The following is a 15,108-nucleotide window of genomic DNA, read 5'->3' on the forward strand; positions in this document are numbered from 1 at the left end:
CGGACATCATCACGCGTCCAGGACCGGGAGTAGCTCCGGGAGGTGCCCGTCGGAGGCATCGGCGGCCCGCCTGCGCTCCTCCGGGACCTCCCCGTACAGCGTGGTCCGCGGCCTGGCCGGGCGCCCCGCCGCCTCCGCCACCGAGACCAGGTCCCGGACCGACTTGTAGGAGCCGTAGGAGGACCCCGCCATCCGGGAGATGGTCTCCTCCATCAGGGTGCCGCCCAGGTCGTTGGCGCCGGACCGGAGCATATCGGCTGCGCCCTCCGCGCCCAGTTTGACCCAGCTCGTCTGGATGTTGGGGATGTGAGGGTGGAGCAGCAGCCGGGCCATGGCGGTCACCGCACGGTTGTCGCGGACGGTGGGGCCGGGGCGGGAGATGCCGGCCAGGTAGACGGGCGCGTTGGTGTGGACGAAGGGGAGGGTGACGAACTCGGTGAAGCCGCCGGTCCGTTCCTGGATGCGGGCCAGGGTGCGCAGGTGGCCGAGCCAGTGGCGGGGCTGGTCGACGTGGCCGTACATCATCGTGGACGAGGAGCGGATGCCCACTTCGTGGGCGGTGGTGATGACCTCGATCCAGGTGGCGGCGGGCAGTTTGCCCTTGGTGAGGACCCAGCGGACCTCGTCGTCGAGGATCTCGGCGGCCGTGCCGGGGACGGAGTCCAGGCCGGCCTCCTTCGCCGCGGTCAGCCACTCCCGGATCGACAGGCCGGTGCGGGTGGCGCCGTTGACGACCTCCATCGGTGAGAAGGCGTGCACGTGCATCCCGGGCACCCGACTCTTCACCGCCCGGGCGATGTCGAAGTACGCGGTGCCCGGTAGGTCCGGGTGGATGCCGCCCTGCATGCACACCTCGACCGCGCCGACGTCCCATGCCTGCTGAGCGCGGTCGGCGACCTGGTCCAGGGAGAGGGTGTAGGCGTCGGCGTCGGTGCGGCGCTGGGCGAAGGCGCAGAAGCGGCAGCCGGTGTAGCAGACGTTGGTGAAGTTGATGTTGCGGGTGACGATGTACGTGACGTCGTCGCCGACCGCTGAGCTGCGTACGTCGTCGGCGACCCGGCACAGCGCGTCCAGAGCCAGCCCGTCGGCGTGCAGCAGTGCCAGCGCCTCGGCGTCGGTGAGCCGGGTCGGGTCGTCGGCGGCGGTGGCCAGCGCCTGGCGGACGTCAGTGTCGATGCGCTGGGGGACCATCCCGGGGGCGGCGGCCTCGCGCAGGGCGCCCCAGTCGCCGTACACCTCGTCGAAGTCGTCGCGGCGGTCGCCGGTGCGGCCCTCAGTGTCGATGGTGCGGTGCAGGTCGGTGCGGCCGGAGGCGGTGAACGCCTCATCGGGCTCTTGCCAGGGCCGCCCCTCCACCACCGCGGCCTCGCGGACGAGTCCGGTCTCCGGGTCGGCGAGGGCGGTGACGTGCGGGAGCAGGCGCGGGTCCAGCCAGGGCTCGCCGCGCCGGACGAACTCCGGGTAGACGCAGAGACGTTCCCGCAACTCGAAGCCGGCCGCGAGGGAACGCCGGGCTAGTTCCTCGATCTTCGGCCAGGGGCGTTCGGGGTTGACGTGGTCGATGGTGAGCGGGGAGACGCCGCCCCAGTCGTCGATGCCGGCACCGATCAGCCGCTCGTACTCGTCGTCCACCAGGTTGGGCGGCGCCTGGAGGCAGGCGGCGGGGCCCATGATGTGCCGGGCGACGGCCACCGTGGCGACCAGCTCGTCCAGTTCCGCGTCGGGCATGCCGCGCATTGCGGTGTCCGGCTTGGCGCGGAAGTTCTGGATGATCAGTTCCTGGACGCCGTGGTAGGCGCGGGCGACCCGGCGCAGTGCGAACAGCGACTCGGCGCGCTCCTCGTACGTCTCGCCGATGCCGATGAGGATGCCCGAGGTGAACGGCACCGAGGAGCGGCCGGCGTCCTCCAGGACCCGCAGCCGTACCGCCGGTTCCTTGTCCGGGGAGCCGTGGTGCGGGCCGCCGGGCTCCGACCACAGCCGGGTCGCCGTCGTCTCCAGCATCATGCCCATTGATGGCGCGACCGGCTTCAGGCGCTGGAAGTCGGTCCAGGTCAGCACGCCGGGGTTGAGGTGCGGCAGCAGGCCGGTCTCCTCCAGGACGCGGACGGAGATCGCCCGTACGTAGGCGAGGGTGTCGTCGTAGCCGTGCGCGTCGAGCCATTCACGGGCCTCGGGCCAGCGGTCCTCCGGCTTGTCGCCGAGGGTGATGAGGGCTTCCTTGCAGCCCAGCGTGGCGCCCTTGCGGGCGATGTCCAGGACCTCGTCCGGGGAGAGGAACATGCCGTGGTCGGCCCGGCGCAGCTTGCCGGGAATGGTGACGAAGGTGCAGTAGTGGCAGGTGTCGCGGCAGAGGCGGGTGAGAGGGATGAAGACGCTCTTGGAGTACGTGATCACGCCGGGGCGGCCGGCCGCTTCGAGACCCGCGTCGCGCACCCGGGCGGCGGAGGCGGCGAGGTCGACCAGGTTCTCGTCGCGCGCTTGGAGCAGCACGGCCGCCTCGGCGACGTCGAGGGTCACTCCGTCCCTGGCTCTTTTCAGCGCCCGGCGCAGGGAGTTCGCAGTAGGGGCCACGGTCGGTTCTCCAGATCTCGTACGTGTCCGCGGGCGAGCGGTTCCGCCTCGCGGAGGTTTCCTGGTGGTGGGCCGGATCAGACCAGTGCCCGGACCGGCTTGTGGCCGGCGGACGACGCGGACGAGTCGTCCTTCTCGGCCTTGCGCTCGGCGGGTCCAGGGGCCGTGATGCGGCTCAGTGCTCCTGGCCCAGGGTGGGGTGGTGCTTGGCCGGCCAGGTGGTGTTCGCAGTTGGTCCCACCGGCTGCCGTTGTGCGGTCGTGGCCGGTGGGGACCTGGAAGCGGCTCACTGAGGGAGGGGTTGTCCCTTGGTCTCCGGCCCGACGAACCAGACGGTGGCGATGGCGATGACGTACATCACCACTCCGACGACCGTGGCAGCGGCAGTGATCCCGCCGAGCAGGCTGATGAGCATTCCGGTGCCGAGGGTGACCAGCGCGCCTGCGATGCGCGCGGAGTTGAACACCGCGGAGATCGCTGTGGCGCGGCCCGAGGTGGGGAACAGCTCGGGCATGTAGATGGGCATCCAGGCGAACTGGCCCAGGACGAAGAACCCGGCCACGGCTGCCACGGCCAGTGCCGCCTGCGGGGTGTGGACGGCGAAGAAGAAGACCGGGACGACGGCCGCGGATACGGAGTAGTAGAGGAGCATGGTGGGTTTTCGGCCCCAGCGGTCGGCCAGGTAACCGAGCAGGAGGTAGCCGGGTACGGAGGCGCCGTTGAACACCAGGCCGGCGTTGGCACCCCATCGGGTGCCCGTCTCGCCGGTGTCCTTGGCGAGTTGGGCGGTGTATGCGGGGATCCAGGCCGACACGGCGTACAGGCCGATGACCGACACGACAGTGAGCACGAGCAGCCGCAGCCCGCGACGGCGTAGGTGGGCGTGGCTGAAGACGGCGGTGAAGGGGGAGCGCAGGAGTTCCCTGTCTGCGGCTGTGACGGTGTCGCCGGCTTCTTGGGCGGCTTTGGCCTTGCGCCGCCGGTCGCGGACCGAGGTCCACATCTCCGGGTCGCGGACGGCCCGCCGTACGTAGAGGACGATGAGTGCCGGGAGTGTGCCGATCAGGAAGAGGTAGCGCCAGGCGTTGTCGCCCACGGGCTCCAGCAGGTACCAGGCCAGCGCGGCGAAGACTGCGCCGACGCCGAAGCCCGACTGAAGCACTGCGGCCGCTCGTCCTCGTGAACGGTCCGGCCAGAGTTCGCCGATCAGGGCGGTGGCGCTGCCCCACTCCGCTCCCAGTCCCATGCCGGTGATGAAGCGCAGGGTGAGCAGCCACCAGTAGTCGGGTGCGAGTGCGGTCAGACCGGTGAAGAGGGCGTACCAGAGGATGGAGAGGATGAGGGTGCGGCGCCGGCCGAGCCGGTCGGCCGCGAAGCCGGCGAGGATCCCGCCGAGCGCCCAGCCGGCGAGGGTGGCCGCGAGCAGGCCGCTGATGTAGGTGGGAAGGTCTGCCAGCTGTGCTTCGGTGCCCACCGCCATGACGGCTGTGGGGCCGACGAGGACGAGGGCGTAGGTCTCGAACCCGTCGAAGGTCCATCCCAGCCAGGACGCGAACAGCGCCCGGCGGCTGCTCTTGTCAATGGTACGCGGGTCCGACATGGTGCTCTCCTTTGAGCGGTCGCGCGACGTCGTGACGTGCCCGTCGTCAGCCGATGACATTGACCGGCCTGAGGACGGAAACCTCGACCGGTTCGGCGAGAAGGTCGGACAGCTGGGCGCGGTACGCCTTGTAGTGGGCCGTCGTGCGGTGCGCCTCCAGGGCTGCGGAGTCCTGGTAGCGCTCCAGGAGGACGAAGTCCGGGGCTTCCGTCTCGGTGGTGTAGAGGTCGTAGGAGCGGCATCCCGGCTCGGAGCGGGTCGGGGCGATCATTCCTTCGAGCAGGGCCCGCAGCTGCGCGGCGCGGTCTGAGGCCGGGGTGAAGCGGGCGATCACGGTCACAGGGTTCTGGTCCGACACGGGGGCTCCTTTGATTCCCGGCGGGTGCTACTTACGCCCGCCCAGATGTAAGACGTTATAAAACGTCTTATGAAGCTCGTCAAGGGTTCGGTGACTCCGCCGGCCGTGACACCCGAAGGGGTTGTTACGCGCCCGGGCCTGTCGCCGGGTTCAATACGACTTATGACATCTGACATGGGCAACGAGCCCCGCTTCGACCTGTCGGCCGCCGGATTCCGGATCGAACGGGGCCGGACACCGGCGACGACGCAGCTGGCGGAGCAGATCAAGGCACTGATCCTCAAGCAGCAGCTGCCGCCGGGAACGCGGCTGCCCACAGCGACTTCTACAGCATCGACGGAGCCGTCGGCCCGGACATCCATCCATCTGGGCAACCTCGCCGACCTCGACCCGGACGCCGGTGAAATCCCCGAGATCCGGACAACGTCCAGCCCCCACAGCAGCCCAAATCCAAAGGGAAAAGGCCCCGCAACAAGGTCTTCGACGACCGCGGCAGTCAAAAGGCCGCCGATGGCTGACAGCACCACGCCGACGGGACGACCTCTCTCCCGCGAGACTCGCCCACCGGCTTCACCTCTCGCCCATCCGGCTCGCCCGCAGGATCGGCGTCGTCTCCCCCGCGACCGCCCGCCTCGGGCGTCGGCTCCCCTTGGACCTGGACAACGACGGTTTCGCCCGCATGACACGTCTCAAGCGTGTTGCGGGTGCGGTCTCCCGCGCGTCGTTCTCCCCTGCGTCCGTCCTTCTCGGGTCGTGTGCGCCACGGTGCGGAGACGATCGCATCCGCCGTCGGGCCGGCAAGGTGCGGCGCCGCCGCGGAGCGCGGGAGTCTGGGGTCGGTGCCATTGCCGCATGGGCGCGGCGAGCGCCGCTCCAGGCCGGAGCGACGACCAGCGATTTCTCTCCGACGAGGAGAACTGCCCGGAGTTTTGCTCCTTGTCAGTCGGGGGCGAGGACGCCGGGGCGTCGTTGTTCCGTCCAGATGTACTTGCCTGTTGCGGTGAACCGGGCGCCCCAGCGGTAGGAGAGGGCGGCGACGAGCTGCAATCCCCGGCCGCCCTCGTCGTTGTCGCCGGCGTGCCGGATGCGAGGGGTGGCCGGGCTGCCGTCGGACACTTCGCAGATGAGGGTCCGGCCGCGCAGCATACGCAGATGGACCGGCCCGTCGGCGTGCCGGATCACGTTGCCGACCAGCTCGCTGACGAGCAGCTCGGTGGTCATCGACAGCTCCTCCAGGTCCCAGTCGCCCAACTGAGCGCGCACCAGTTTGCGGGCCTGGCCTGCGGCTAGGGGGTTCTCCGGCAATGACCAGGAGGCCATGTCGCCCGGGTCCAGTGCATGGGTGCACGCCACCAGCAGGGCCGCGTCGTCGAGGTACGGTTCCCCGAGCGGCAGCAGATTCGCGGTGACTCGGTGGCAGAGGTGTTCGAGACGCACGGAGTCGCCGCCCGGGCCCGACGGGTACGGGGTGTGACCCGTCGGCGGGCGGGATGCGGCCGCGGTGACGGAACGGCCGAGCTCTGCCATGCCCGCGTCGATGTCCTTAGCGGGCGACTCGACCAGCCCGTCGGTGTACATCACCACTAGGCTCTCGGGGGGCAGCACAAGTTCCACGGTGTGCAGCGGAGGCTGGACCAGGCCGAGCGGGGGGCTCGGATCAAGGGGCGGGAAGTAGGCGCTCCCGTCGGGGTGGAGGATCGCCGGCGGCGGATGACCGGCGCTGGCGAAGGCGAGCGTGCAGTTCGTCGGGTCGTAGACCGCGTACAGGCATGTGGCGCTGGAGGCGCCGCCGAGGGTGTTGACCAGGCTGTCGAGGCGGGTGAGTAGTTCGTCGGGCGGCACGTCGAGATCAGCCAGGGTACGCACGGCGGCTCGCAGGCGTCCCATGGTGACAGCCTCGGAGACCCCGTGACCCATGACATCGCCGATGACGAGGGCCACGCGTTCGGACGGCAGGGGGATGACGTCGTACCAGTCGCCGCCGACTTCGGCGTCCGGACCGGCCGGGATATATCGGGCCGCCGCGGAGACCGCCGGGAGCACCGGTAGCGTCTGGGGTAGCAGGCCCCGCTGGAGTTCCTGGGCCCGGGAGTGCTCGGCGTCGTAGAGCCGGGCGCGTTCGAAGGCATGGGCGACCAGTCCGGCCAGCGCGACCAGCAGCGTGCGTTCCTCGTCATTCAGGGTCCGGGGAGTGTCGAAGGCGATGACGCAGTAGCCGACGGACCGGCCCGAGGCGATCAGGGGCAGGAACGCCCACGCCTGTTTGCCGCCCCGGGCGCGTAGGTCGGACAGGTGCGGATATCGTTTTTCGTATTCGCGGGCCGATGAGATGAACATCGGGGTGCGGCTGCGCAGCGCGTCCGTGGCGGGCGACATGGCGTCGAGACCGATGGTGTCGAACAAGTCGATGAACTCCTTCGGATAGCCGAAGGACCCGACCACGCGCAGCCGCCGCCCGTCGATGGCCGCGGTCACCAGGGCGGTCGCGCCGAAAAGTGGGAGGACGGGGACGGCCATCGCCTTCACGACGTCCGAGACGGTGAGTGCCTGGGCAAGTCCTTCGGTGAGTTCGGCGATCCGGGCGGCGCGTTGCTCCATCCTCTGTGCCGCGCTGATCTGCTCCGCCGGGTCCGGTTTCCCGGTGTTCCCAGCCAGGAAGCCGTCAGGCGTGGGCCGCAAGAGTTTTTCCGTGGCGTCGCGCGTGGCCCTGGTCCAAGTGACCTCCCAGACGGTTCCGGTCAGCCGGGCCACGCCGCCTCCGGTGCCGGGTGCGGCGTGGCCGCGGCCTTCGACCCACGCCGTTCCGCCGTCCGGGCGGTGCACCCGGTACTCAGCGACGTAGTCGCCACCGCCCGCCACGGCGTGCTCGGCAGTAGCGCGCGTGACGGGGGCGTCGTCGGGGTGCACGGCGGAGAACCAGGTCTCGGCCCGTTCGTCATAAGTGTCCCGGCTCAGCCCCATGACCCACAGTGCGGTCTCGTCGGCGACAACCCGGTCGGCACCTGGGTCCCAGTCCCAGAGCCCGACGTTCATCTCCCGGATGATCTCCGAGACGCGTGAGAAGGGGTTCGGTCGCGGTACCGCAGGGAGGGTTCCGGTGGCGACGTGGAGCCAGCGGTCGTCGGTCGCGGCTGCCAGCTCACCGAGACACCGCTGGTCAGAACCGGACAGCGGGTCCGGCAGCGCCATGAGCACGCTCAGCACACCCTGCGGGTGCCCGGGCCCGGTCAGCGGAACGCCGATCACTCCGGCGGCCAGGGGGAATGCCCTCCAACGAGGCGGACGCGACGGATCGAGAGAAAACCTGACCAATCGCCCCTCGCGGAGGGCCACCACCGGGCCGGCACGTGCGGCAGACGGCAGTTCCTCCCGGGCTCCGGCCTCTTCCAGCGGAAGGCCGTCCCGTGCGGCAGCCGCTCGCGGCGGCGAATCCTCCCGCCCGCCTGCCACGTCAAGCGGCAGATCGTCCCAGGCTCGGGCCGCGTCCGGTGACAAGCCGCATGCAGCGACCAACCGGAGCCGGTCGCCTTCGCGCACGTGGGCGACGCCGCCGAGGCCACCGAGTCCAGCCACCACCTGATGGAGGACGAAAGGCAGCAGCTCGGCCTCGCTCAGGGCACCGACGGCCGCTGCCGCCATGCGCAGCCTCGGTGCGTCCGGCTCCACCTCCTGGGACCCCGGGTGCTCTTCGTCCACCACTGACTCCCGGCCCTGCCCTCCGATTCGCATAAGTATTATATCCGCTGATTTTACAGCAAATAGCTCTTATCATTTCATTCGCTTCAGATGATGTCGGCGCGAAGCCGGACCGCAGGCCAGCCGTACCGGCGGATCGTCCGGCGTTGCACCCCGCCGCCAGGTAGGCCCGTAGGGTGGCGAGGTCGTCGCTACCGCGGCGCCGGTCCTGAAGGGTGTCAATATTCCGATCAGGCCGCTGAACTGGGCTTTCCCTGTGGACGGTGAGGCAGCCGGGGTGACGTGGTGCGGTACTCGTTGAGTAGTCCGCCAAGTACCTGGCGGCGCCTGACCGCGGCAGCGGGCAGGGGGATGCTGTTCGGGTCGTTGTCGGGTGCTCGTAGGTCCTGGCTGCGGTGGGCTCGTCCCCCGTTGTAGTGCTCCGTGTACGTGGTAAGGACCGTGCGCAGGTGTCGTTCGCCGGTGATGAGGAGGCGGTCGGTGCATTCGGCGCGAGCTGTGCGTATCCATCGTTCGGCGAACGCGTTGGACCGTGGGCTTTGCGGCGGTGTCGGGGTGACGGCTGTGCCGTTGCCGGAGAAGACGGCGTCGAACGCGGCGGTGAACTTGCTGTCCCGGTCCCGTATGAGGAACCGGAAGCACCCAGCGCTGTCGCCGAGGTCCATGAGCAGATTGCGCGCGAGCTGAGTGACCCATGCGCCGGTGGGACGGGCGGTGACGCCCAGGACATGGACGCGCCGGGTGGCGATCTCCATGACGAAGAAGACATAGAGACGCTTGAGGAAGACGGTCTCCACATGCATGAAGTCACAGGCCAGCAGCGTGTGGGCCTGAGCGCGGAGGAACGAGCGCCAGGTCTGCTGGGATGCACGCTGCGGTGCGGGCGGTAGACCAGAACGGCGCAGGACGCGCCCGACCGTAGCGGCGGCAACCCGATGACCGAGCCGGCGCAGCTCGCCTTGGATCCTGACGTACCCCCAGGTCGGGTTCTCTCTTGCCAGGCGCTGGATGAGCGCAACTGTCTCTTCCGGCAATGGTGGACGACCGGACCTGACCGCCGTCTGGCGCCACTTCCAGCGCACCAGACGGCGGTGCCAGGCCAGCAGGGTGCCCGGAGTGACCAGCCGATGGCGACGTAAGACGGGTGGCAGATGCCGTGAGAGGGCGGAGAGCACGGCACGATCGGCCCATGACAGCCGCGGTCGCTGGACCTGCCGGCGAAGCACGGCGACCTCATGACGAAGCGCGAGGATCTCGGCGTTGTTCGCGGCGGTCGATCGGCCCACCAGGAGGAGGCAGCCCAGCAGTCGGCAGAAGATCAGGTACAGCAGTCGCAGACCCACGATCACTGATCATGCCCATACATGGGCGATCGCAAAGCCCTAGCTCAGCCACCGTACGGCAATAAAGACACCCTTCAGGGATTCGGGCCGATGGAAGACGCGGACGAGGACGAGGTGAACACCCCCGCCAAGTTCGCCTTGGCGCACCACGTCACAGGAGTCCGGCTGACGCGCCGGCTCCTGGAGACGGCGGAGTTCACCTGCGGGCTGGTGACAAAGAGCCCCGCCACCTCCTGGCTGCGGGCCTGAGGCCCCGGCAGACCGGCGGCCCGCTCGGTCACGCGCACCCGCCACCGGCCGGCCGTGGAGCTCCGGCGCTCGGGGCCCGACCGCGCGTGCCCGCGCGGCGCCCGGTCACGGGGCCAGTGCGACCGCCCACCGCGTGAAGATCTCGGCGTACCGTGCCGGGTCGGACTGGTGCATCATGTGTGACGCCTCCGGCACCGACTCGTAGTCGACCTTCACCCCTGCCGCTTCCATCAACCGCCTGGCCTGCGCGGCCTGTTCGTCGGAGAGCGCCCCGAGCAGGTTCCCGGTCTCCGGGTCGGTGGCGCGCATGTGGTGCGTGAGGAGTACCGGCGTGTTGACCCGGCCCAGCATGCGCTCGTGCGGACAGTTCAGCCCGACGGTCCCCTCGTAGAAGGCCCGGGCCCATTCCGGGTCGTACTCCTTCAGGTGCTGCGGGATCGCGTCCGCCACGAAGGACCGCGCCATCGGCGACGCCGAGGCGCCGGCCGCGCGGCAGAACCCCTCCCAGTCACCCACACTCCACTGGTCGCCGAGATACGTGCGGAACAGCTCGAACACCGGGCCTGCCCCCTGCCGGACCGAGTGACCGTGTGCGGGGACGAGTTCGGACGCGAAGAACGGCGGGTCCTCGCACAGGACGCCGCGGAGCTGACCGGGCATGGAGTACGCCGACAGCCACGCCGCGAGGACGCCGCCGGAGGAATTGCCCGCGACGACGACGGGCCGCTTCACCACCAGGGTGATGAACCGGACCAGGTCGTTGCCGAAGTTGTCGAGGCTGTACCGCTTCGGGGTCCAACTGCTGCGCCCCTGGCCCCGCAGGTCGACGGCGTAGACGTGGAAGTGCTCCGAGAGGAGGACCATTGCCTCCTCGTACGACCACCAGGATCCCGTCTGCTCGGGGATCAGCAGCACGGCGGGCCGGTCCGGGTCACCGGCTTCGGCGTAGTTCATGGTGATCTCGCCGAGATCGACCTGCTGTTCGGGGTAGGCGTGCGGGACGTGGACGTCGCGCAGCGCGGGGCTGGTCACCATTGTGGTCTCCTCGGTCTGTGCTGCCCCTCGTTACGGGCGGACGGCGCTTCCCGCGGCCCAGCGCCGGTGATCAGAGCCGGCGCCCGCCGTCACCGGGTGGGCACGTCACAGAGCTATTATTCGAACCGTGGCAGACGACGCGCACCGACGATTCCGATGAGTGGAACACCGGTACAAGTCCCGCGCTCAGGCAGGCCGTTGCGCGGCGAGCCGGTCCTGGAGCGGGCCTTCCGGGTCCTGGGTGCCTTCACCGAGGCAGGTGAGGGCCTGGCACTCCACACACTCGCGGCGCGGGCGGGCCTTCCGAAGAGCACCACGTCCCGGATCGCGGCCCAGCTGACGGACGTGGGAGCCCTCGAACGTCTCGACAACGGCGAGTTCGTCGTCGGCCTGCAATTGCTCGAGATCGCCTCGCTGGCACCCCGCGGCCACGGACTGCGCGCCGCCGCGCTGCCGTTCATGCAGGACCTGCACCGGGTCACCGGCCAGCACATCCTCCTCGCCGTGCGCGACGGCGACGAGGCCGTTCTGGTCGAGCGGCTGTCCGCACGGGGCGCAGCGGCGGTCAAGTACCGGGTCGGAGGACGCCTCCCCCTCATCGGGACCGGCATCGGCATCGCCCTGCTGGCGCACGCCCCCGGGCGCATACGGAAGGAAGCGCTGGCCGGCGCGGACGACGCGGCCTGCGTCCGCCGACTCCTGGCCACCGTACGAACGGACGGCGTCTGCGCCGTGACGGTGCCCAACCCACTGCGCTCCGGGCCCACCGCCATGTCGACCGTCGCCGCCCCGATCCTGAATCGTCGCGGCGACGCACTGGGCGCGTTGTCGCTGGTCGCACCTGACGAGGGCGCACCCCGTACCGCGGCCGTGACGGCGCTGCGCAGGGCGAGTCTGGCGATCTCCCAGGCCGCGGGGCCGTGAACCACGCCTGCGCCGGGCAGCAGACCGGCGCCCGTCGGCGGGAACGCCTACGGCCCGGTCCCCTGTCACCGTTCCGGCCTGAAGGGTGTCAATATTCCGATTAGGCTGCTGAGCTGGGCGTTTCTTGTGGGTGGTGAGGCAGCCGTGGTGACGTGGTGTGGTACTCATTGAGCAGTCCGCCAAGTACGTGGCGGCGCCTGACCTCGGTAGCGGGCAGGGGGATGACGTTTGGGTCGTCGTCGGGTGCTCGTAGGGCGAGGCCGCGGTGGGCTCGTCCCGGGTTGTAGTGCTGGGCGTACGTGGTGAGGACCGCGCGGAGGTGTCGTTCGCCGGTGATGAGGAGTCGGTCGGTGCATTCGGTGCGGGCTGTGCGTATCCTGTGCCGCTCGAAAAGTCGTCGTCGCAGGTGGGAGTGGTACGGCCAGTCCGCTGGGATCATGTCCCCCGTGATCGTGCCCTTGCTGTACAAGGTGACCCGAAGCCTGCTGACTGTTCCATCGGTGCTCCTCCGTCGTGGGACAGCGAAGGAGGCGGAACTGTCTGGTGCTGCGGCACGAGAACGCGGTCCTGCGCCGCCAGTTAGCCGGACCGGTGCGCTACGAGCCCGTCGACCGGTTCTGGTTCACCGTCCTGTCCTCGCTGATACCCCGGCGCCACTGGCGTGAGATCTTCCCTGTCACCCCCCGGCACCCTGCTCGCCTGGCATCGCAGGTTCCTCGCTGCGAAGTGGGACTACACCGCGCGCCGTCGCACCGGACGCCCACCCACCACGGCAGCGATCAAGAAGCTCGTCCTACGGCTGGCCCGGGAGAATCCGAGGTGGGGGCACCGGCGGATCCAGGGGGAGCTGACCCGACTCGGGCACCGGATCGCCGCGTCGACAGTCTGGGAGATCCTGCATGCCGCGGGCGTCGATCCGGCGCCGCGCCGCGCAGGCCCCGCCTGGCGCGAGTTCCTGACCGCGCAAGCCGAGGGCATCATCGCGGCAGACTTCTTCCACATCGACACCGCCCTCGGCAAGCGGCTGTACGCGCTGGTGTTCCTCGAGCACGGCACCCGGCGACTGCACATCACTGGCGTCACCGCCCACCCGACACAGGACTGGGCCGTGCAGCAGGCGCGGAATCTCACCTCCGACCTGGGCCCACGTATCGACTTCCTGCGCTTCTTGCTGCGCGACCGCGATGGCAAGTACGGCGAGACATTCGACGCCGTCTTCCAGGCCGAGGACATGGAGATCCTCAAAAGTGCGCCACAAGCTCCCCGTATGAACGCACACTGCGAACGCATCATCGGCAGCATCCGACGCGAAGTGCTCGACCACCTCTTGGTCATGAACGAGGCCCACGCCCGCCACGTCCTTGCAGCCTATGAGCGGCACTACAACCAGCACCGACCCCATCAAGCCCGCAACCAGTTACCGCCCGACGCTGACCACCAACCGGCCACGGGGCACGACATCAGCCCCCGCAAAGTCCTGCGCAACCGGATCCTCGGTGGCGTCGTCAACGAGTACAGATATGCGGCATGACGTGCAGCGACGACTTTTCGAGCGGCACAGGGTGGCGCTCGCGGGCGACAGACCGGCCGCCGAGCCCAGGAACTGCTCCAGCGCCGGTACGAAGTCGCCGGAGGACAGGCCGTGCAGGTAGAGCAGCGCCTCGCTGATCTTGGGGGACTTGCGGTACCAGGGCGGCAGGATCGCCGAGGATAACCGTTCACCCGCGGCGCCTTCACCTCGACCGCCCCAGCACGGTCCTTGGGACCGGATCTACGACCTGTTCCGCCGATGGCAGCGAGACGGCATCTGGCAACGGATCCTTACCCTGCTCCAGTCCCTGGCCGACGCGAAGGGTTTGATCACGTGGGATCTGAGTGTCAACTCAACCGTGTGCCGCGCCCATCAGCCTGCCGCCGGGGCTCACAAGCAGGGTGACCTGTAGAAGGAGCCACCGGGCGGTGTCTTCACCGAACCCGGCGATCACGGGCTGGGACGCTCGCGCGGCGGGTTCACCACCAAGCTGCGTCTGGCCGTCGAGCAAGGCCAAAGGCCGACCAGGCGCGCAACCGCCAGAAGCGCGGCTCCTGCGGCGGCAGGCCACCGCATTTCGCGGAGCGGGTGGGGAAGCGGCGGTAGGCGACGCCGACGCCGGCCCGGCGGACCACCGTGCCCACGGTGCGTCGACGCCCTGGGCCGCGAAGACCTCTCGTGCGGCCTTCAGGACGCGTTCACGGTTGCGGCGGGGTCGGCGCGCAGGTCCGCGGAAGGCGTGCTCACGTGCCGTTCCCAGGGGCGCTGCTGAGGCGGGATCGTCCGCCTTATGAGAGATCTCATCAGGCATGTTTCTCACTTGCCGGCCAAATGGATGGTGCCGCCCGCTGACGTGGTTAGCGTGAACGAACCAAGCCGATCGGCCTCCAGCCCGAGGAGAATCATGCAGGACCTGTCTCGTCTGTCCGGTACCACGGCGCTGGTTACGGGGGCGTCGGGTGGTATAGGCGCCGAGTTCGCCGCCAGGCTCGCCCAGCGTGGTGCGGACCTCGTCCTCGTGGCCCGATCAGGCGACAAACTGGAGGCGCTCGCCTCGTCCCTGCGCTCCGCACACGGAGTGCGCGTGCTGACGGAGAAGCTGGACCTGTCCGAGCCCGAGGCGCCTCGGGCGATGTTCGAGTGGACCGTCGAGCACGGGCTGGAGGTCGGTTTCCTCGTGAACAACGCGGGCGGGGGTGTCGGCGGGGCAGCGGCGAAAGCCGATCCGGCGGTCGTCGCAGCGATGGTGACCCTGAACGGGCAAGCCGTGGTGGAGAACACGATCCGCTTCCTGCCGGGCATGGTTTCACGTGGCCGTGGAACAATCGTGAACGTCACGAGCGCTTCCGCGTTCCTGCCCACCCCCTACCTGGCCGCCTACGGCGCAAGCAAGGCGATGGCGCAGTCATTCACACTGGCGGTCGGTACCGAGGTTGCCGACGCGGGCGTCCGGGTGCTGGCGGTCTCTCCGGGGGTGACCGTCACAGGGCAGAAGTCCGAGGACATTCTGCCCACAATGGGGAGGTTGGGCGGGCTGCGGCAGCCGGAACAAGTCGTCACCACCGCTTTCCGAGCACTGGACTCGCGCAAGGCGTCGGTGGTCGACGGCCGCCGCAACGCGCTGTTCGCTCGTCTGGTCCAACGCCTGCCGGATCGGACGACCCGCGCGCTGGGACGCCGGCTGACAACGAGGCTCACCGGCTTTTGATTAACGGGACACGCACCGATTACTACCGCCCGCCCTCGTGACGACGACGCCGCGGCCACGCCCGCCCTGCACGACCGCGCGCGCTACACC

9 protein-coding genes and 2 pseudogenes are annotated in these 15,108 nt (G+C 69.5%); 4 read left to right on the forward strand and 7 right to left on the reverse strand.

The window, feature by feature from the left end; translation table 11 throughout:
• Positions 1-9: 9 nt before the first annotated feature.
• The 5 genes from AS97_RS11585 to AS97_RS11605 all read right to left on the reverse strand — a co-directional run bounded on the left by AS97_RS11585 (position 10) and on the right by AS97_RS11605 (position 9,571).
• On the reverse strand, positions 10-2,574 hold the full coding sequence (locus tag AS97_RS11585) for a bifunctional FO biosynthesis protein CofGH (RefSeq protein WP_059142807.1): 2,565 nt from the start codon (positions 2,572-2,574) through the stop codon (positions 10-12).
• Between the two features lie 286 nt (positions 2,575-2,860).
• Positions 2,861-4,174: an MFS transporter gene (locus AS97_RS11590; protein WP_210564849.1), complete on the reverse strand. Its 1,314-nt coding sequence runs from the start codon at positions 4,172-4,174 to the stop codon at positions 2,861-2,863.
• Positions 4,175-4,220: 46 nt separating this feature from the next.
• The gene (locus AS97_RS11595; RefSeq protein ID WP_210564850.1) at positions 4,221-4,532 is read right to left on the reverse strand and encodes a putative quinol monooxygenase; all 312 of its coding nucleotides are present in this window, start codon (positions 4,530-4,532) and stop codon (positions 4,221-4,223) included.
• A 939-nt stretch (positions 4,533-5,471) separates the two neighbouring features.
• Positions 5,472-8,228, reverse strand: a complete 2,757-nt coding sequence (locus AS97_RS11600; RefSeq protein WP_210564851.1) for a SpoIIE family protein phosphatase — start codon at positions 8,226-8,228, stop codon at positions 5,472-5,474.
• 230 nt (positions 8,229-8,458) lie between these two features.
• Positions 8,459-9,571 (reverse strand): integrase core domain-containing protein, encoded by a 1,113-nt coding sequence (locus AS97_RS11605; protein ID WP_210564852.1) that lies wholly within the window; start codon positions 9,569-9,571, stop codon positions 8,459-8,461.
• 90 nt (positions 9,572-9,661) lie between these two features.
• On the opposite strand from AS97_RS11605, the gene AS97_RS11610 reads away from it, so the two are divergent.
• Positions 9,662-9,820, forward strand: coding sequence for a DUF6461 domain-containing protein (locus AS97_RS11610; RefSeq protein WP_201724591.1), 159 nt, complete (start codon positions 9,662-9,664; stop codon positions 9,818-9,820).
• A gap of 105 nt (positions 9,821-9,925) precedes the next feature.
• Here AS97_RS11610 and AS97_RS11615 read toward each other — a convergent pair whose 3' ends face one another.
• The gene (locus AS97_RS11615) at positions 9,926-10,855 is read right to left on the reverse strand and encodes an alpha/beta hydrolase (protein WP_086709166.1); all 930 of its coding nucleotides are present in this window, start codon (positions 10,853-10,855) and stop codon (positions 9,926-9,928) included.
• A gap of 156 nt (positions 10,856-11,011) precedes the next feature.
• Between AS97_RS11615 and AS97_RS11620 the strand changes: the two genes are divergently transcribed.
• Positions 11,012-11,779 (forward strand): IclR family transcriptional regulator, encoded by a 768-nt coding sequence (locus AS97_RS11620; protein ID WP_086709167.1) that lies wholly within the window; start codon positions 11,012-11,014, stop codon positions 11,777-11,779.
• A gap of 446 nt (positions 11,780-12,225) precedes the next feature.
• Positions 12,226-13,310, forward strand: a pseudogene (locus AS97_RS11625) (integrase core domain-containing protein).
• Between the two features lie 30 nt (positions 13,311-13,340).
• Here AS97_RS11625 and AS97_RS11630 read toward each other — a convergent pair.
• Positions 13,341-13,490, reverse strand: a pseudogene (locus AS97_RS11630) (IS256 family transposase); the annotation flags it as partial.
• 724 nt (positions 13,491-14,214) lie between these two features.
• Between AS97_RS11630 and AS97_RS11635 the strand changes: the two are divergent.
• A complete protein-coding gene (locus AS97_RS11635) occupies positions 14,215-15,018 on the forward strand; it encodes an SDR family NAD(P)-dependent oxidoreductase (RefSeq protein ID WP_086710461.1) in 804 nt (267 codons plus the stop codon).
• Positions 15,019-15,108 lie beyond the last annotated feature (90 nt).

Origin of the sequence: Streptomyces sp. AgN23 (assembly GCF_001598115.1) — a bacterium.
Taxonomy (GTDB): Bacteria; Actinomycetota; Actinomycetes; order Streptomycetales; family Streptomycetaceae; genus Streptomyces; species Streptomyces antimycoticus.

Excerpts from the sequence above, each read along its gene's own strand:
- AS97_RS11620 (WP_086709167.1), top strand. The coding sequence starts at position 11,012 with ATGAGTGGAACACCGGTACAAGTCCCGCGCTCAGGCAGGCCGTTGCGC.
- AS97_RS11610 (WP_201724591.1), top strand. The coding sequence starts at position 9,662 with ATGGAAGACGCGGACGAGGACGAGGTGAACACCCCCGCCAAGTTCGCC.
- AS97_RS11635 (WP_086710461.1), top strand. The coding sequence starts at position 14,215 with ATGCAGGACCTGTCTCGTCTGTCCGGTACCACGGCGCTGGTTACGGGG.
- AS97_RS11590 (WP_210564849.1), bottom strand. The coding sequence starts at position 4,174 with ATGTCGGACCCGCGTACCATTGACAAGAGCAGCCGCCGGGCGCTGTTC.
- AS97_RS11615 (WP_086709166.1), bottom strand. The coding sequence starts at position 10,855 with ATGGTGACCAGCCCCGCGCTGCGCGACGTCCACGTCCCGCACGCCTAC.